General features: G+C 45.1%; 17 protein-coding genes and 2 tRNA genes. All 19 read right to left on the bottom strand.

The window, feature by feature from the left end:
- Positions 1-27: 27 nt before the first annotated feature.
- The gene (gene hslO / locus LCY76_RS00470) at positions 28-909 is read right to left on the bottom strand and encodes an Hsp33 family molecular chaperone HslO (protein ID WP_248251053.1); all 882 of its coding nucleotides are present in this window, start codon (positions 907-909) and stop codon (positions 28-30) included.
- A gap of 41 nt (positions 910-950) precedes the next feature.
- A complete protein-coding gene (locus tag LCY76_RS00465) occupies positions 951-1,721 on the bottom strand; it encodes a type III pantothenate kinase (RefSeq protein WP_248251052.1) in 771 nt (256 codons plus the stop codon).
- 76 nt (positions 1,722-1,797) lie between these two features.
- A complete protein-coding gene (gene ftsH / locus LCY76_RS00460) occupies positions 1,798-3,705 on the bottom strand; it encodes an ATP-dependent zinc metalloprotease FtsH (RefSeq protein ID WP_248251051.1) in 1,908 nt (635 codons plus the stop codon).
- A gap of 69 nt (positions 3,706-3,774) precedes the next feature.
- The gene (hpt, locus tag LCY76_RS00455) at positions 3,775-4,314 is read right to left on the bottom strand and encodes a hypoxanthine phosphoribosyltransferase (RefSeq protein WP_248251050.1); all 540 of its coding nucleotides are present in this window, start codon (positions 4,312-4,314) and stop codon (positions 3,775-3,777) included.
- Between the two features lie 14 nt (positions 4,315-4,328).
- Entirely contained in the window at positions 4,329-5,729 is a 1,401-nt protein-coding gene (tilS, locus tag LCY76_RS00450) for a tRNA lysidine(34) synthetase TilS (RefSeq protein ID WP_248251049.1), read from the bottom strand.
- Between the two features lie 118 nt (positions 5,730-5,847).
- A complete protein-coding gene (locus LCY76_RS00445; protein WP_248254553.1) occupies positions 5,848-6,825 on the bottom strand; it encodes a serine/threonine protein kinase in 978 nt (325 codons plus the stop codon).
- Positions 6,791-7,537: a VWA domain-containing protein gene (locus tag LCY76_RS00440; RefSeq protein ID WP_248254552.1), complete on the bottom strand. Its 747-nt coding sequence runs from the start codon at positions 7,535-7,537 to the stop codon at positions 6,791-6,793. The genes LCY76_RS00445 and LCY76_RS00440 overlap by 35 nt, the downstream gene beginning before the upstream one ends.
- An 86-nt stretch (positions 7,538-7,623) precedes the next feature.
- Positions 7,624-10,119 carry a stage II sporulation protein E gene (spoIIE, locus tag LCY76_RS00435; RefSeq protein WP_248251048.1) on the bottom strand — a complete coding sequence of 832 codons (2,496 nt, stop codon included), beginning with the start codon at positions 10,117-10,119 and terminating at the stop codon, positions 7,624-7,626.
- A gap of 191 nt (positions 10,120-10,310) precedes the next feature.
- Positions 10,311-10,385 (bottom strand) — tRNA-Glu (locus LCY76_RS00430).
- 26 nt (positions 10,386-10,411) lie between these two features.
- Positions 10,412-10,488: transfer RNA gene (locus LCY76_RS00425), tRNA-Met, on the bottom strand.
- 188 nt (positions 10,489-10,676) lie between these two features.
- A complete protein-coding gene (locus LCY76_RS00420; protein WP_053356248.1) occupies positions 10,677-11,168 on the bottom strand; it encodes a S1 domain-containing RNA-binding protein in 492 nt (163 codons plus the stop codon).
- Between the two features lie 66 nt (positions 11,169-11,234).
- Positions 11,235-11,615: an FtsB family cell division protein gene (locus tag LCY76_RS00415; protein ID WP_062240335.1), complete on the bottom strand. Its 381-nt coding sequence runs from the start codon at positions 11,613-11,615 to the stop codon at positions 11,235-11,237.
- Positions 11,616-11,625: 10 nt separating this feature from the next.
- Positions 11,626-12,228 (bottom strand): spore cortex biosynthesis protein YabQ, encoded by a 603-nt coding sequence (gene yabQ, locus LCY76_RS00410; RefSeq protein WP_248251047.1) that lies wholly within the window; start codon positions 12,226-12,228, stop codon positions 11,626-11,628.
- A complete protein-coding gene (yabP, locus tag LCY76_RS00405) occupies positions 12,225-12,530 on the bottom strand; it encodes a sporulation protein YabP (RefSeq protein WP_053356251.1) in 306 nt (101 codons plus the stop codon). Before yabP ends, yabQ begins: the two co-directional genes overlap by 4 nt.
- Before the next feature lie 290 nt (positions 12,531-12,820).
- On the bottom strand, positions 12,821-13,102 hold the full coding sequence (locus LCY76_RS00400) for an RNA-binding S4 domain-containing protein (RefSeq protein WP_053356252.1): 282 nt from the start codon (positions 13,100-13,102) through the stop codon (positions 12,821-12,823).
- A complete protein-coding gene (locus LCY76_RS00395; RefSeq protein WP_053356253.1) occupies positions 13,103-13,375 on the bottom strand; it encodes an HU family DNA-binding protein in 273 nt (90 codons plus the stop codon).
- Between the two features lie 115 nt (positions 13,376-13,490).
- Entirely contained in the window at positions 13,491-14,942 is a 1,452-nt protein-coding gene (gene yabN / locus LCY76_RS00390; protein WP_248251046.1) for a bifunctional methyltransferase/pyrophosphohydrolase YabN, read from the bottom strand.
- A 1-nt stretch (position 14,943) separates the two neighbouring features.
- Positions 14,944-16,539, bottom strand: a complete 1,596-nt coding sequence (locus LCY76_RS00385) for a putative polysaccharide biosynthesis protein (protein ID WP_248251045.1) — start codon at positions 16,537-16,539, stop codon at positions 14,944-14,946.
- 230 nt (positions 16,540-16,769) lie between these two features.
- Positions 16,770-17,306, bottom strand: coding sequence for a stage V sporulation protein T (gene spoVT / locus LCY76_RS00380; RefSeq protein WP_248251044.1), 537 nt, complete (start codon positions 17,304-17,306; stop codon positions 16,770-16,772).
- Positions 17,307-17,397 lie beyond the last annotated feature (91 nt).

The following is a 17,397-nucleotide window of genomic DNA, read 5'->3' as shown; positions in this document are numbered from 1 at the left end:
TCTAAGTTTGATCGATTTTCTTTAAATTTATCTGCTTTCGTTATAAAGCTCTTCCAGTTCATCCTTTGCAAATAAATAAGTTTCATTGCAGAAATGGCAGTGGGCTTCAGCCTGCCCTTCGTCTTCAATAATTGAACGGATTTCCTCTCTTCCCAATGACACAAGTGCATTGGCAATGCGGTCCCGTGAACATGTGCACTGGAAGGAAACCGGCATCTTATCCAGTATTTTTACATTTTCTTTCCCAAGCAGTTCAAACAGGATCTCTTCTGGGGTGAGGCCTTTTTCAACTAATTTAGAGATTGGAGGTATAGCAGAAATCCGCTCTTCCAAAAGATCAATAATTGTATCTGATGCATTTGGCAGCACCTGAATCACAAATCCTCCTGCAGCAAGAATGCTGTTATCCGGGTTAACGAGAACACCTACACCCACTGATGAAGGCACTTGTTCAGAGGCTGCGAAATAATAAGTAAAATCATCGCCGATCTCTCCGGATACAAGCGGAACCTGACCGGTGAAGTTATCACGCAGACCAAGATCTTTGACTACTGATAAAAATCCATTTTTACCCACTGCACGTGCAACATCTAATTTCCCCTGCTGGTTCAAATCAAAATGGACTTGCGGGTTCGTTACATATCCTCTTGTATGACCGCTTGGTGCAGCGTCTACAACAATAGCACCAATGGGGCCTCCGCCTTCAATCTTTACCGTCATCTTGTGCTTATCACTTTTTAGCATGGATGCCATCATAGTGCTCGCCATCATCGAACGGCCTAACGCTGCTGAAGCCGTAGGCCAGGTTTGGTGCCTGCGCTGCGCTTCACCCACCATTTCACTGCCGCTCATAGCGTACGCGCGTATTTGCCCGTCAAAGGCCAGCGCCTTTATTAAATAATCCGACATATTTATCACCTATCCTCATGTATTAACTCAGAAGTTCTCGTTCATTTCCGATTGTTTTTTAAGTAGATCAGCTGCAGGCCCTTTAAGGTTAAATAAGGATCAACCACATCGATCAGCTCGCATTCCTCTGCGATCAGACCTGCCATTCCTCCAGTAGCCACTACCTTTGGACTCGTTTTCTCCTGAGCTTTTATCCTTTTAACAATACCCTCAACCTGTCCAACATATCCAAATAAAAGTCCTGACTGCATGGCACTTACCGTGTTTTTTCCAATAATGTTCTCAGGTTTGGCAAACTCTATTCTCGGAAGTTTCGCCGCATTTTTATAGAGGCCTTCTGTCGCTACATTAATTCCCGGGGCAATTGCGCCCCCCATATAATGGCCCGCCTCATTGATGTAGCAATATGTCGTGGCCGTACCAAAGTCAACGATAATGAGCGGTTTACCGTAATTGTGAATCGCTGCAACGGCGTTAACAATCCGGTCAGCCCCCACTTCTCTTGGATTTTCATATTTTATATTCAAACCGGTCTTTATGCCAGGCCCGATCACCAGCGGTTTTTTATGAAAAAATTTGAGGCACATACGCTCAAGCGTCGCCATAATGTGAGGCACAACAGATGAGATAATAATCCCTTCAACTTCTTTTCTTTCAATCTCCGCATTCCGAAACAGGCTGAGGATCAGCATTCCGTATTCATCTTCTGTTTTTTCTCTGGAAGTACTGACCCTCCAATGATGTTTCAGATCATCTCCGTCATACATACCCAGTACGATATTCGTATTTCCTACGTCAAAAACAAAGATCATGGAAATGCCTCGCTTACTTTTGATTTGATTTTTTACTTTTAAAAAGGATGCCTCTGAGTTAGAGGCATCCTTCGTTTTAATCTTCCTTGCGTTCTTCTTCGTCTTTTTTATGAATTGTAACCTTTACATCATTTTCCGGAGAAGAAATGACTTTACGCTCAGGAAGCTGTCCTGTTTTTACAAGCTCCTTAATTTGCTCTTCATCCAATGTTTCTACATTGAGAAGAGTTTGAGCGATAATTTCAAGCTTTTCATTATGCTCTGTAAGGATTTGTTTACAGCGCTGGTAAGAATCCTTAATGATATTTTGGATTTCCATGTCGATTTCATGGGCAATGGCATCACTGTAGTTTTGCTCATTGTTGAAATCGCGTCCAAGGAATACCTGTCCGCCAGAGCTTGAGCCAAATTGCATCGGTCCAAGCCTGTCACTCATCCCGAACTCCGTAACCATGCGGCGGGCAATGCCTGTAGCACGCTGGAAGTCATTGTGAGCACCTGTGCTGACTTCATTAAAGGTAATCTCTTCGGCAACACGGCCGCCAAGGAGACCGACAATCTTATCAAGCAGTTCCGGTTTTGTCATGAAGTACCGGTCTTCTTTTGGAAGCATCACGGTGTATCCGCCTGCCTGGCCGCGAGGCACTACTGTTACTTTATGAACCGTATCTGCCCCTTCCAGCACTAGACCGATGACGGTATGCCCAGCTTCATGGTAGGCCACGATATTCTTTTCTTTTTGTGAGATAACCCTGCTTTTCTTCGCAGGACCCGCGATGACTCGGTCAATCGCCTCATCCACATCGTCCATGTTAATCTTCTTCTTGTTTTGCCGCGCTGCCACAAGAGCTGCTTCATTCAGCAGGTTCTCAAGATCGGCACCGGAGAAACCAGGAGTCCGCATGGCAATGGTTTTCAAGTTTACTTCTTCACTTAATGGCTTATTGCGTGCATGTACACCCAGTACTTCTTCTCTTCCTTTTACATCAGGGCGGTTTACCGTAATCTGACGGTCAAATCGTCCCGGACGAAGAAGAGCAGGGTCAAGAATATCCGGACGGTTGGTCGCAGCAATGATAATGATTCCTTCATTAGCTCCGAATCCATCCATTTCAACGAGTAACTGGTTAAGCGTCTGTTCCCGCTCATCATGTCCGCCGCCAAGACCGGCACCGCGCTGGCGTCCGACTGCATCGATCTCATCGATAAAGATGATACACGGTGCATTCTTTTTAGCGTTTTCAAACAGGTCACGTACACGTGATGCACCGACCCCAACGAACATCTCAACAAAATCAGAACCTGAAATTGAGAAGAAAGGAACTCCCGCTTCCCCTGCAACCGCACGGGCAAGCAACGTTTTACCAGTACCTGGAGGTCCCACTAAGAGAACCCCTTTTGGAATACGGGCTCCTAAAGCAGCAAATTTCCGTGGATCTTTTAAGAATTCGACCACTTCAACAAGTTCCTGCTTTTCTTCGTCCGCTCCGGCAACGTCTTTGAACGTCACTTTTTTCTTTTCTTCGTTATAGAGCTTGGCTTTACTCTTACCAAAGTTCATCACTCGGCTTCCGCCGCCCTGAGCTTGGTTGAGCAAGAAGAAGAACAGAATGAAAATAATGACAAACGGAATAATGGATGTAAAGAACGTAACCCAACCGCTCGTCTGCTCTTCTGGTTTAATGTCAACGTCAGCTGTTTTAGCTAGCCGGTTAAGCTGTTTGATGGATTCTTCAGAGTCTGGTGTATATGTTTCAAACACTTCGCCCTGTTTCGCATTCTCCAGCTTTCCTCTAACAACATAAACGCCGCCTTCAGGCTGGTACTCAATGCTTTTTACGCGCCCTTCCTGAATGTAATTCGTTAATTGATCATAACGAATTTTCTTCACTTCATTGTTGGTTCCGTTAAAAAAGCTTACGACACCAACTACAACTAAAAAGATTAACAAGTAAAATATGGTGTTCCGGAAGATCCGATTCATTCCTTACCTCCTCAACGACAATGAGACGATGAAATACATTTATTATTGCATGTTAACAAATAAACAGGATTACTTTTCGTATACTTCAGGCTTCAGAACCCCGATATAAGGAAGGTTGCGATAGCGCTCAATATAGTCCAGGCCATAACCGACAACAAACGCATCCGGTACGATAAAACCTGTAAGATCCGGTTTGATATCCACTTTTCTGCCAGTCGGTTTATCCAGCAGAGTAACAATTTTAACCGAATTGGCGTTACGGGTTTTGAAAAGCTGAACAAGATAACTTAACGTCAGACCGCTGTCTATAATATCTTCGACAATGATGACATCTCGTCCTTCAAGAGATGTATCCAGGTCCTTAATTATTTTAACTTCCCCTGAAGAAACAGTGGATGCTCCATAGCTTGAAACGGCCATGAGGTCAATCTCAAGGTGGATGTCCATCCGTTTGATAAGATCCGCCATAAAAGGAAGGGCTCCTTTTAATACTCCGACAACAAGCGGAAATCGATCTTGATAATCCTCTGATAATTGCTTTCCGAGATCCTTGATCTTTTCCTGGAGAACTTCCTCGGAAATTAATACTTCTTTAATTTCATCATGCATGCTGCTTTGGCCTCCTAGACGTCCTGGCAGAAATTTTGAAACTGTAAGACTAACCATTGCTTAGGTTTGCTTGAGTGTGGAACGGGGGCGTGCTTTATACCCGGAATCCAGATAATGTTTCCCTTCCCATCTTGCAGGACGGGCCATACATCGCGTTTCTCCCTCTCAAGCTTTTGGTCGATAAATATATCCTTGACCTTCCGAGTTCCGCTTACCCCTTGAATGGCCATCCGGTCACCGGGTTTGCGGCTCCTCGCAATGATTGGCAGACTTACACTTTTAACATCACATACAAAAACATCTTTTCCCTTTTTTCCATCCGGATACTCTTCTTTATACTCAGCGGTGATGAAACCTACAGGAAGTTCGAGCGTTCCTGGCACTTTCAATTCCATTTGATAGCCTTCCTGCTTTTCGGCTTCCCCAAACGTCAGCCTGCACCGGTCATAGGAACGGATTACCTGCAAACCATGGGGAAAATCCAGCCTTCCAGATGGATGTTCGCTTCCGAGCAAAGTTAAAAAGCTTTCCTTATGTAGTGAGGAAAGAGATGAAGGTGTTTGCTTATATAGATAGTTTAATATTAGTGTAATCGCCCTTTTTTGTAAAGGAATAGGCATGTTGAGAAATTTAGCAGCCGAAACTTCAATCAACGATGCTTTTTTCACTGTTACAACAGCTCCCAGGCTTCTTTTTGCCTGTTCCAATAAATACGTTTCATCCTCATAAAAAGTTTCACTTATTTGCTGAAATCGAAGATGAACATTCGGATTTTCTTTTTTAAGAAAAGGCAGCACATTATGCCTGAAGCGGTTTCTGACATAGTCATCCGCTTCATTGCTCGGATCCCTTCTCGGAAAAATCGTATGTACTTTACAATAATGCTCTATTTCGGCCTTCGTTATTCCTAAAAAAGGACGAATAATACATCGGCCTTCAAAAGAGCGCTTCGCCTGCATCCCGCCAAGCGCGGTTCCTGAGCTTCCCCTTGTCATCCGCATCAGAATGGTCTCCGTCTGGTCATCTCCATGGTGAGCCAATGCGAGTGAATCGGCCTTATGCCTTGCCATGACTTCACCATAAAACGCATACCGGCATTCTCTCGCAGCCAATTGGGTGCTCGTCACTTGATTCTCCTTTTTATAGGAAGCCACATCCACACGTTTGCCCTCAAACTGAATATCATGCTCCCGGCAATAGGACTGCACGTACAAGAGGTCTTCTTCCGACTCTCTGCCCCGCAGCATGTGGTCGACATGGGCAGCAATAATGTTCAGCTCATCCCCCTTTCTGCGGTTCCAAAGATAATGAAGCAATGCCATGGAATCAGGGCCGCCGGATACACCAACGACGATTGTCTGTCCCCGGCGAATCAGCTGATGCTTTTTAATAAATTGTTCGACTGCCTGAAGCATTCCCTTCTCTCCTTATCCGATGCGGCTCAACCTTGCCTTCGTCCATTTTTTCATGAAAACAGCCTCTCGGGTAGTATACCAAAAACAAGGAGGACCCTGTAAGGAATTGAAACTGCCGCTACATGGACTGGCTGACCAGGTAAAACAGATAGACGATAAACAGAAATGAGCCCAAGAGAACCGTTTCGAACATGACCGCTCTTTTCCTCTTTTTCTTTATGATCTTCTGTCCCGACCGTCTGCTTGACCGCTGTCCGTTTACAGGCTGGGCCGTCATTTTGCTTCTTCCCTTATTGTTCAGGGTGGAAACCATTTCATTGCGCATCTCTTCGGCGCTTTTATATTTTCCGTACAAGCCTTTCAGGAGAACAGATTGGAAGGGAGACAGCATGGCGCTTTTTTTGACAGCGTCCTTCAGCTGCTGTCCCCCGTCCTTCCTTTTATCAAACCGTTGGGGATAAGCCAGGTTAATCATAATCATACTTGCAGCGAACAGGTCATAGGACGGTTCAGCCTTCCGGGTACCAAGACCCCAGTAGCCCCTGTCAAAAAACTCAGTATATTCCTTGATCGACCGCCCAATTTGAGTCGTTCCTCCCACATCGATCCAGCGAATGCGGTGCGGGGGCCCTACGACAAGCAGGTTGTCGGGCTTTAAATCGCCGAAAATCCACCCGGCCTGATGAAGCATCTGCAGATCCGTGAGAAGCTGGACGAGGAGGATGGCCGCCCATTCTTCTTTATGGTTCTTCATGAAGTGAAACAATGTATCTCCTTTTAAATACTCCATCACATAAAAAGGGATCTGCTGCTGTCCTTGAAGATAGTCATCCACATCGATTAAAGAAGGCCCAAGGATTTTGCCTTGGACCCTTGAAAAGTGTTTTAACACGTTGACTTCCGAAATAATCGCCATGCTGTCATGGCCTGTTTTAACAGCGACCTTGCCGTTTCTTCCGGCAGCAAGATACACAGTTCCTGTAGCCCCTGAGCCCAGCTCTCTAATGATGGAATACTCGTTTCGGTGCCATTTGCCGGTAACCCGTTCACCGGCCCCGAGCTTAAAAACCTGACCCTTCGAAGTATTCTTCTTCATCACCGGTGATCAATCTCCTTTTTGAACGCCTGTTCGTAAATTCATTGATCGCGGCTTTTATCGCCGGACCGGTCGGGGTAATACCTCCCGATGAAAGCTTGCTGAACGCACTGGTGATCGAATTTAACTGAGGGGTCCAATCAATCAGCTTTTCTGTATCATCCTTCTTGCCCGGAAATGCATACAGTGCGAATGTATTGTAGCCCATCCTGGAGTTCAGGGAGATGGATAAGTCAATGAGCGACTCCTGTACAGTAGCCAGCTTCTTCTCCATGCTCCCGGACGAATCTACGAGAATGAGCAATTCCAGATCCATGGTTTCACCGAGATCATCTACCACTTCCATAACTTCCCCCCGTTTTTCTGGAGGAAGGTCCTCGATAGTCGAATCTTTTCCAAGAATCTGCTGAAGTTCGCTGTTGATGACGCCATGAATTGTCTGTGCCATCCCTTTTCTCGTGACCATCTGAACAGTCTGGGAAAGCTGTGCCGTATAGACAATCTGGCTCACACCACCTCCTGACAAGGATATATCCTCCACTTCTTTCAAGCCTTTATGAAGGTATTCAGGACTGTTCTCTTCCATAATGCCGATAACATTTATCGTAATGCCATGTTCGCGTGCAAGCGCCGCCATCGCAACCGGATCCTCGCCCTGGTTTGAGCAGCCATCTGTGATTAGAAGCACCTGGCGCAGTGTACCTTTTTTTATGTCCATATAAATCGTCTCCTCTCATCATGATTTGCTGTTATCATCCTTGTCATCGGTGAGGGGATTTATACTATGATTCTTTGAAATTATTGAGCTTTCGGGCGTTTAATATTGATTTTCGGAAAATGAGGGATGGACGCCCATTTCGGAATGTTACGGTTGATTTTCGCTACCACCACCGTCATATCGTCTTCAATCGAATTCGATCCTGTGCGAATGACCTCTTCCATAAGTAAGTCTGCCATGGCCTGAGGATCGTCTGTCCCCATCTCTTTGATCTTCCGCTTCATCCACGCATTAATGTTCTCCACATGCTTTGGCCCCTCATAGATTCCGTCGCTCATCATGATGAGCAGGTCCCCTGCCTTCAGCTGCTCACTGACCACATCGACTTCAAATTCTTCAATGATTCCAATGGGAAGGTTGCTTGCCTCAATCATTCTTACCTGGTCACCGCGTTTGACAAAGCTTGGTGATGAGCCGATCTTCAAAAATTTCAGTGAAGCATCCTGCAGGTCAATCATAGCGAGATCCAGCGTAGAAAAGATCTCATCTGTCGTACGAAGAGAAAGAACTGAGTTGACCGATTTGATAGCCACTTCTTCATCGATCCCTGATTTTAATATCTTTTGAAGCAGCTCCAGTGTTTCATTGCTCTCTTTAAAAGCCCTTTCGCCATTTCCCATGCCGTCTGAAATCGCAATGGCATATTTTCCGCCGCCGAGCTCGATCGTAGAATGGCAGTCGCCGGAAAGCCATGCTCCTCCCTTTGCCGCAGAAGCAATGCCTGTCTCAATGACAAACTCACGTGCCGATCCGAACGACACATGGCAATTGCCGTTCTGGTAATAGCCGCACTCCTCTTTCTTTACAACAATCGTCTCCTGAAGGATATCTGATAAAAGAGGGGCAATGATTTTTTCACACTCCCCGCTGCCCTGGCAATATGGGAGGCTCAATTCAATATCCACATTGGACGCTTCAAGGCTGTATACGTCGATATGCCCCAGCTCAATGCCCGCATGCAGGATCGCCTCTTTAATCTGCTCCTCCTGCACCTGATGGTTGGCATGCTCTCGTTGGATTTCCTTCGCAAAATCCCCCATCACCTGCGATACGCCAAGCAACTGATTAGCAACCAGCTTCCTGCTTTCCTGCACCTGCTGCTTCAGCTTCTGGCTGGCCCGATACTGAGAGAGCTCTTTCGAAATGGCATCTGTAATCTTTTGAGGCTTCACACAATGCTTTTCCCATTCTAGTTTAAGCCGCCGATCTTTTATTTCCTGATATTGCTCCTGCTCGTACATAATTTGGGACATCATCTCATACGTTTTAGTAAAATTAACTGCCCAGCACTGTTCCTTCTTAAAACAAGTCTGGCACGTTTTCTCTGTGATGTTGCTTAAAAACAAATCAACTTCGCGGTCGCTGCTCTCTTCATATTCATCTTCTCCATAGGAAGAGAAGGAATGAGACAGCGCCTGGAACATTGACGAAAACTGTTCTACACGGTTCGCCGTCACGTCTCTGATCTTTTTAACATACTGCTGCTGTTCGTTAGAATGTTCCCGGGATCCCGGCACATAGCGGGCAATGCTCGAAATCACGGCATTCGGCGTGAGTAAAAAAAGAGCAATAGCAATAGCTGACTCAATCATCGTCTGCAGAATGGCTGCATTTCCTTCGCCATACAGACCGATCAGTAATGTGCCGATCAACAGGCCGAAACCGACACCAAGCCGCTTCCCTTCTTTCAGCAGCCCGCCCAAGAGACCCGCAAAAGCAAGCAAGCTCATTTGGTAGAGGCTACCTACATTAGCCAAACTTAAAATCAACCCCGTTACGACGCCGACCGTTGAGCCGATCGCCGCTCCGCCAACAAACGCGAACATCAGAACTAAATATCTTGAAACGATATGTTCAACCGAATAATGGTGAATTTCCCATCCGATGGTCCCGGTCATGACAGAAGCCAGCAATATCATAAAACAAATGATTTCTTCATTTTTTAACGATTGTGGAATTCGTTTGAAGTTCAATAGAGGAATACTTTGCAAAAAAATCAAGGTAAGTACGAGTGAAAGGCCCGCTTCAACAGCTCCCATCATGTACTCACTGATTTGAGGGTTTCCTGACGTAAGAAAGATGGTCGCCATCCTGGCCGTTAGGCTTGTCAGGAATACGACGGCCGGCACCCATCTGGCACGGTTCTTTGTCATCAGGTCAGCTGCCTTTTGATAAACAGCATAAATGACAACTCCCGTTATTATGTAAAATGCGTTGATGGGCATATGGGACAGCGCACCGGCCATCAGTGCAAGAATCGCAATACCTGTCCGTTCTTTCCGCAAAATGTATACTGAAGCGATCAGCGGCAGGGCAAAAGGTGTTATCTCTGATAGAATCATAGCTCGTCCAAGTAAAAAACCAACAGCAAACAACAACAGTCTCCAGTTTAAAAGCACACTTTCCAGCCTGTGCATAAAGCGTTTACTCATGCCGATTGAAAGATTCTGCGTCTTCTCAAACCACACCATCGCCCGAAGAGGTCCCATTACATTTCTGTCCGCCTTTTGATACATCCTCCACACCACCCCTATAGTTTTTGTGTGTATCATTATACCCACAGGTAATTCACATTTTTTGTCAAACGATTAGAGCATGTTCAAAAAACTTCTCGACGTACAAATACAAAAAATCTGTATTGTCTTGGACAAATACAAAAAACCCTGTATTTTTTTATAAAAATACAGGGTTGAAAATTATATGTAATTGGTGACCCGTACGGGATTCGAACCCGTGTTACCGCCGTGAAAGGGCGGTGTCTTAACCGCTTGACCAACGGGCCAGTCTTATTTTTTTTGTAGAAAAACATGGTAGCGGCGGAGGGAGTCGAACCCACGACCTCACGGGTATGAACCGTACGCTCTAGCCAGCTGAGCTACACCGCCATGTTAAAGACACAAATAGTATATTACAAGAATCCATACCACCTGTCAACGGTTTTTCAAAAAAGATTAAAAAGAAAAGCTGAATCAGCCGATCCGCCTGAAAAAATCAAAAAGAAAAGACATCCCTTGAGAGATGTCTTTGTATTTATATAAGGTTGTGAAGCTTGAGCATTCAAGTCAGCAGCCTATTAGCCTCGGCGAGCTCCGCGTCCGCCGCGTTTTGACTCTGTTTGGCGTTTCAATGTTGCCAGACGGTCTTCACTGTCTTTTAAGAATTTACTCATTTTATCTTCAAATGTTACAGCCGTGTTAAAACCACCATTGCCGCGAGGGGAACCTTTGCGCTGTTTATTAAATCCGCCTTTTGACGGACCGAAGCCACCGCTTTTCGGTGCACCAAAGTTTCCTTTGTTTGCTCCGTAGCTGTTTCTCACCGGTGCAGGATTATCTTTCGCCTTTTTAATGGACAAGCCGATTTTGCCGTCTTTTTCGATATTCATGACTTTAACTTCGACTTCATCACCGACTTTTAAGTGGTCGTTAATGTCCTTAACATAATTGTCTGCAACTTCACTAATGTGCACAAGTCCGGTTGTTCCTCCTGGCAGCTCGACAAACGCTCCAAAATGAGTAATTCCTGTAACCTTACCTTGCAACTTGCTGCCTACTTCAATTGACATGAAGAAAATGCTCCTCCTTAGGTATTCATAAGTTTACTTTATTATACATGTGAAAAATTCGGGATGTCAATCCGACGAAGACCCTGGTACTTTAAATACGGTCTCCCCCTTCTTTGACATGAAGTAATCACGCCTTGCAATCTCCCCGATATAATCAACGTCTTTTAGTTTATGCACTTCATCTTTTAATTGTGACTTCTTATTTTTTGTCTGCTCTAATTTGGCCTTCAGGTGTTTTTCTTGCTTCCCCTTATCCTCGAGTGAGACCATTTGGGAAGTGATGGTTGAGATCAGCATAAAGGCAAAAAACGAAAAAACCACCATAAAAGCTGCCAGGCGTCGATATAAACCACGTTTCTTCTTCGCGTCGATCTTTTGCTGGAGATGATGTTCTTTAACGTAGCCCGTATTTAATTCAGTAATCTTCTCTTTATTAAACTGGACCATGTCCACCCTCCTATTTCTCCTGTTTGCGGAACCAATTTTTGACTGTATTCTTCAGAGAAATAAGAATCCCTGCTTTTTTTAGCCATTTACCTTTTAAATTATACCATGTTTGCTTAGGAATGAAACGTGAAATCAGTCTAAATAACCAGTTTATTGGAGAAAAAATAATCTTGAGCAGCGTGACAACAATGGCCCAAACCCATCTTGCCGCCAAAATGCCTATAGCTAAAATGATAGAGATTACCCATTTTACAGGCTTTATAATAAGTCCATAGAAAAGCCGTACGAAAAAACGGAACACTTGTGTGACAATGCGGATCATCACTTCCAGCACGTGTTTATAGCCGGTTTGCAGCAACGCTTTATAAAAACTGAAGCCGCACAAAAGAGCCGCAAAAATATACAAACGGAGATTGGCATGGTTCACATGAAGCAAAACATAAAAGACGATCAGTGCCTGCAGAAGCCAGAAAATCAAGTCATTGATAAAGTGCAGCCAGTACCATTTTCGGCGTTCATGGACGAAACGGCCATACGTATCAATCGCCATCCCGATCCATATTCCCATGGCTGCCATAGACAGCATCGTCTGGAATTGTACAGATAAGGTCATTTGAAAAGCTTGCCGAAAAATCCTTTGGTTTTTTCCCCGCTCTGCTGGTCAAGATAAACAAGGTCAAATACTTTCCCTTCTATGGACACCATGCCGGATTCCACATCCAGATTCTTCATTTTCAGGTTGGTACCCCGGATTGCCAGAAAGCCCATCGTTGTTTCCAGTAGAAACTCCTCGTTATCAAAGCTTTCAACCTGTTTGACACCAGTGATCTCAAGTTTTTTCCGGCCAACCATTTTCACGTCATGATCTGGAAGGTTCGCATTATTTAAGGAGCCATAGTTATGATATTGGTCCATTCTAATCCCCCTCTTTCGCTTTATGTTTATGAAAAAAGGGACAACTTTAGAACTTGGACTAAACAAAGAAAAGCGCATCTTTTCAGGACTGGGGATGAAATAACGTTTTAAGCTGAAAACAAAAGATAAGTTTCCCCCTCTGGTCGCTAAAGGCATATTGTTGATTTTCTATTCTATTGGACATCGCATCCTGATGCTTAAATGAGACCCCCAAGTCTTTTTCTCCAATCACACCTCACCAAAAATCAGCAGCATACATGGACTAACAGAGCTAAATAAAAAAGAAGAGCCTAAAACTTAGGCTCTTCTTCCGTTGATTGAAGTGATTCCTCATTGATGATGGTATACATTTGGCCAGCTTCCTCTTTTTTAGTGAACTCCTTTAGCTCATCTACGCGAACGGTCACGAGTTTCTGTCCGAAGCGGATAGAAAGTTCGTCACCGGCTTTCAGAACCGAAGAGGATTTGGCCTGTTTGCCGTTGATGGCGATGCGGCCTTGATCAGAAATTTCCTTTGCTACCGTCCTTCTTTTAATAAGACGGGAGACTTTAAGAAATTTATCAAGACGCATTTACTTTACGGCTTCCTTTAACTTGTTCCCTGGACGGAAAGCCGGAACTGTAGAGGCAGGGATACTGATCTCTTCTCCAGTTTGCGGGTTGCGCCCTGTACGGCTTGAACGCTCTCTTGTTTCAAACGTTCCGAATCCTACGAATTGTACTTTGTCTCCGCTCTTCAACGCATTTGTAATCTCATCAACAAGACCACTTACTACCACTTCAACGTCTTTCTTGGTTAAACCTGATTTCTCAGCAATATTTGTAACTAGTTCATTTCTGTTCATTTTTAAAAACCTCCTTAGCATTCTTTCAAAAGATTCGGGCAAAGTCCAGAAAACTTAAGGGTTCTGCTTGCTCTCGAACAATATTCTCTAAGAAAAAACAGATTCCTTCCCGGTTTTACAAATTTTCTTTCGCCTGATTCCAGAGCTGGTCCATCTTTTCCAGAGAGGCCTCCTCTGGAGTTAGCCCTTCTTTGCTTAGTTCATTTTCGATATAGCGGAACCGTGCATAGAACTTTTGATTCGTCAGAGCCAGGGCTTCTTCCGGATGGATGCCGTAAAAACGTCCGAGGTTCACCATGGTGAACAGCATGTCCCCAAATTCGTTACGGCGTTCATCGGCGGATTCTGCGGCTTTCCATTCGTCGAACTCTTCCCTTAACTTATCTAAAATAGGCGTGACCTCATCCCAGTCAAAACCGGCCTTTGCCGCTTTTTTCTGATAATCAAAAGCTTTGTGCAGTGCAGGAAGCCCTTTGGCTACCCCATCAAGGAGCGAGCGGCGGTGCTCATTACCTTTTTCCTTGGATTTAATCTGCTCCCAATTTTGAAGCACTTCATCCGCTGTATCGGCTTCTGCGTCACCGAATACATGAGGATGGCGCCTGATCATTTTATCTGCCAGACCTGAGATCACTTCATCCATTGAAAAATAACCTTCATCTTCACCGATTTGGGCATGCAGCAAGACTTGAAGGAGAACGTCCCCCAATTCCTCAGCTAGATGCTCATCATCTTCATCATCGATGGCTTCAAGCACTTCATAGGCTTCTTCAATTAAATATTTTTTCAACGATTCATGCGTTTGTTTCTTGTCCCATGGACAGCCGTCCGGCCCGCGCAGTTCTCTGATGATACCCCGCAGATGCTCAAAATCCCGGTACAGCATTTCCTTTTTATCAACAGGAGGAACGTAGACGGCCGTCAAATTATTGAGCGTGACAGAACGATCCAGCTCATAAAGGGGAACCCACTGAATGGATTCTTCGGCACTTCCTGCAGCGGTCACAACAGCAACGTTAAAGTCATCCGGATACTTTTCCATTAACGTCAGTTTTACTTCGGAAGCGATGAATCCATCATACACCTGCACGATGATGAGGTGGTTGCGGATCTGGATGTGTTCCTTCTTCAAGTTGGTGCCGTCCAATATTTGACATCCGTCAATCGGGTCAATTTTTAAAGCGGTATACATCTCATCCAGAAAGCTTTTGCCTCCTGCCACTTTCACTTCAACGCCGCGGCTGTCAGCTTCCTTCAGCAGCAGCTGAACGGTTTGCTCGGCAACAAGCGGATGGCCCGGCACGGCATAGATGATGTGATCTGAAGAAGCCTTTTGGAATAAAACAGAAGTGATTTCACGATAAACATCTTCAAAAGCATCATGTTTTTCATAGAGGTCATCAAAGAAAGTCATCTTGACGCCTTCCTGCTCCAGCTGAGCTACAGCTGGATGATCGTTTGTACGGACAAAGACATGTTCTGCCTTAAGCAGCATCCGGTACACTCCTACAGTGAGCTGATCCAGGTCCCCTGCTCCCAGTCCAAGTATTGTTATCGAATAAGGCATGTTAACTCCTTCTTTCTTTCCAGCGTTTCAACATATGCTGTAATTTTTGTAGTTTAGGAATGCGGACCAGTTCTTCCACCTTTAATACGTTAGCTGTTGTGAGTGCCACAAAAAGAGCGACCCCGCCGCCTGCACTGGCAGCAAGTGAAATGACAGCCTCCGCCAATCTGGATTCTGTCATCACACGATCCAATCCTGATTTTATGAGCCATGCCGTAAGCGACATCACAGCCGCAGCGCCGCCGATGCGTATGCCATAAAATTTTTCTGCAGCAGCAAAGCCTGTTGTTCTTTCTAATATGACAAGGTTTATTGCCGCTGCGGCAATGGATGCCAATACAGTGGCAAAACTTGCTCCCATTGGACCCCATAACGGCATCATAGCAAGGTTTCCTGCCACTTTAACAATAAAAGCAGCTGATACACTCATCACAGGATAGGTACTGTAACCCATCCCCTGCAAAAGGCCGGTGGATACAAGGAAAAGGGAAACGGTCAGGATAGAGATACCCAGAACTGCGATCTCCAAGGATCCTTCTGCGCTCTCAAAAAGCATCCGGTTTACAGGCTCGATAATCACGGCAAGGCCTGCCGCTGCGGCAAGACCGATAATAAAAACAGCCTTTATCGAGATCCCGCATATTTTTTGAATTCTGGCAGAGTCCAAGCGTACTTTTGCCGCGGCCACTGCCGGGACAGCAGCAAGGGAAATGGAGGTTGCAATGACCGTACCCAGCTGAAGGAGCGGCTGCGCCCTGTCAAAGATCCCTTTTAAACTTCTTGCCTCCCCTAGCGGCACCCCATTTTGCCGCAGAAGATTTACGAACGTAAAAGCATCCGCCAGCTGGAATAAAAGTAAAATCATTGAGCTCAATGATAATAGAAGCCCCGCTGAAAGGAGCTGAAAAGCTATCTTTCTTGATGGTTTGGCCCCTACTATCCAGCTTTTCTTCCGACTCCCGGATCGGTAGAAATAGAGAACTAAAACGAGCAGCCCTGCCAAAGAACCGACAACAGAGCCAGCGGAGGCTCCCGCACCAGCAATATAGACATTATAGCCATGTGAAATAAAATAATAGGAAAACCCAATGATACAGGCAACCCTGACGAACTGTTCTGCCACCTGGGAAAAAGCTGTGGGTTTCATTTGTTCAAACCCTTGAAAGATCCCCCTGAAAACGGCCACAAAGGGTACGGTTAAGTAGATCAGCGAAGTCGCCTGAATCGGAAGCTGAAGCCCCGGGTCACCCATCCAGCTTGCGATCTTGGCTGATGCAAAAAACAACAGAAAAAAAAGAAGCAAGCCTGCCGCAATAAATGCAGTAAATGCACTTCGGATGATCGTGCCCCTCTCGTTTTCTAAAAGGCCTTCTGACCTTTCAGATAGAAGACGGGAAAGAGCAACAGGAAACCCAGCCACCGCAAACGCTGAAGCGATGCCGTAAAACGGATACACCTGCTGAAACACATAAAACCCCGTATTGCCTGTTATATTTTGATAAGGAATGCGGTAAACCACACTCAGAATTTTTACGATAAACATGGCGACAGTCAACAAAAACGCCCCATGCCAAATCCGTTTCGATTGTTCGTCCATACCTGCTCCTAAACACTGCATCGAATAAAAGTATAAGTATTATAGCATAGTTAGAAAAGCTGAAGCCGCTGTTTAGAGACGAAATGCACTGGAGGGCTTTGGCATAAAACGCTTTTTGTTTTCTGACAAAGACCGAAGTGGTCGAGTCTCTAGCGGCTGAAGCTGGATCAAGAAATGCTGAAGCGCCTGGTTAATGGCAGAAAAAAAGAAGGAGCCTCAGCTTCCTTCTTTTAGTGTTCCATTTGTCTGGCAAGAAAGCCGGCTGCAGTCTCTGCAAGCTTTTGCTCGAGTTCTGTGATTTTCTTGCCTTCTTTTGATATTAAAGCAACGGCTCCAATCGGATCACCGCTCGCTACAATCGGTGCAATAACGTAGGATGATGACTCTTTCGTTCCATCTACAATCTCTACTTCGCTTCCATTGGAATCAAGCAGTGATTTTCGGTCGTTCATTGATGATTCAATCATTTTGCCGATGCTTTTGTTCAGATAGTCTTTCTTTGATCCGCCAGCTACCGCAATAAAAGAATCACGGTCAGCGATGAGAACTAAATGTCCCGAACTGTCAGCCAAGGATTCTGCATATTCTTTTGCAAAATCACCGAGTTCATTGATCGGTGAATATTTTTTTAATATCACTTCGCCATCCCTGTCCACAAAAATTTCAAGTGGATCCCCTTCTCTGATGCGGAGCGTACGGCGAATCTCTTTCGGTATAACAACCCGGCCAAGGTCATCAATACGGCGTACAATGCCTGTTGCTTTCATAGAATAATGCCCTCGCTTTCATATGGTGTAATCACTGGATGTAATACATAAATGAAACCTTCTTTTGAAGATTGTTCCATTCCCTGCTAGT

Origin of the sequence: Fictibacillus marinisediminis, assembly GCF_023149135.1 — a bacterium.
Taxonomy (GTDB): Bacteria; Bacillota; Bacilli; order Bacillales; family Fictibacillaceae; genus Fictibacillus_C; species Fictibacillus_C marinisediminis.
This window is presented reverse-complemented; position numbering and strand designations above follow the sequence as displayed.

Excerpts from the sequence above, each read along its gene's own strand:
- ftsH (WP_248251051.1), bottom strand. The coding sequence starts at position 3,705 with ATGAATCGGATCTTCCGGAACACCATATTTTACTTGTTAATCTTTTTA.
- spoIIE (WP_248251048.1), bottom strand. The coding sequence starts at position 10,119 with ATGTATCAAAAGGCGGACAGAAATGTAATGGGACCTCTTCGGGCGATG.
- LCY76_RS00395 (WP_053356253.1), bottom strand. The coding sequence starts at position 13,375 with ATGAACAGAAATGAACTAGTTACAAATATTGCTGAGAAATCAGGTTTA.
- yabP (WP_053356251.1), bottom strand. The coding sequence starts at position 12,530 with ATGGACCAATATCATAACTATGGCTCCTTAAATAATGCGAACCTTCCA.
- LCY76_RS00400 (WP_053356252.1), bottom strand. The coding sequence starts at position 13,102 with ATGCGTCTTGATAAATTTCTTAAAGTCTCCCGTCTTATTAAAAGAAGG.
- LCY76_RS00415 (WP_062240335.1), bottom strand. The coding sequence starts at position 11,615 with ATGGTCCAGTTTAATAAAGAGAAGATTACTGAATTAAATACGGGCTAC.
- yabQ (WP_248251047.1), bottom strand. The coding sequence starts at position 12,228 with ATGACCTTATCTGTACAATTCCAGACGATGCTGTCTATGGCAGCCATG.
- LCY76_RS00465 (WP_248251052.1), bottom strand. The coding sequence starts at position 1,721 with ATGATCTTTGTTTTTGACGTAGGAAATACGAATATCGTACTGGGTATG.
- yabN (WP_248251046.1), bottom strand. The coding sequence starts at position 14,942 with ATGCCTTATTCGATAACAATACTTGGACTGGGAGCAGGGGACCTGGAT.
- LCY76_RS00445 (WP_248254553.1), bottom strand. The coding sequence starts at position 6,825 with ATGAAGAAGAATACTTCGAAGGGTCAGGTTTTTAAGCTCGGGGCCGGT.
- LCY76_RS00420 (WP_053356248.1), bottom strand. The coding sequence starts at position 11,168 with ATGTCAATTGAAGTAGGCAGCAAGTTGCAAGGTAAGGTTACAGGAATT.
- hslO (WP_248251053.1), bottom strand. The coding sequence starts at position 909 with ATGTCGGATTATTTAATAAAGGCGCTGGCCTTTGACGGGCAAATACGC.
- hpt (WP_248251050.1), bottom strand. The coding sequence starts at position 4,314 with ATGCATGATGAAATTAAAGAAGTATTAATTTCCGAGGAAGTTCTCCAG.
- LCY76_RS00385 (WP_248251045.1), bottom strand. The coding sequence starts at position 16,539 with ATGGACGAACAATCGAAACGGATTTGGCATGGGGCGTTTTTGTTGACT.
- tilS (WP_248251049.1), bottom strand. The coding sequence starts at position 5,729 with ATGCTTCAGGCAGTCGAACAATTTATTAAAAAGCATCAGCTGATTCGC.
- spoVT (WP_248251044.1), bottom strand. The coding sequence starts at position 17,306 with ATGAAAGCAACAGGCATTGTACGCCGTATTGATGACCTTGGCCGGGTT.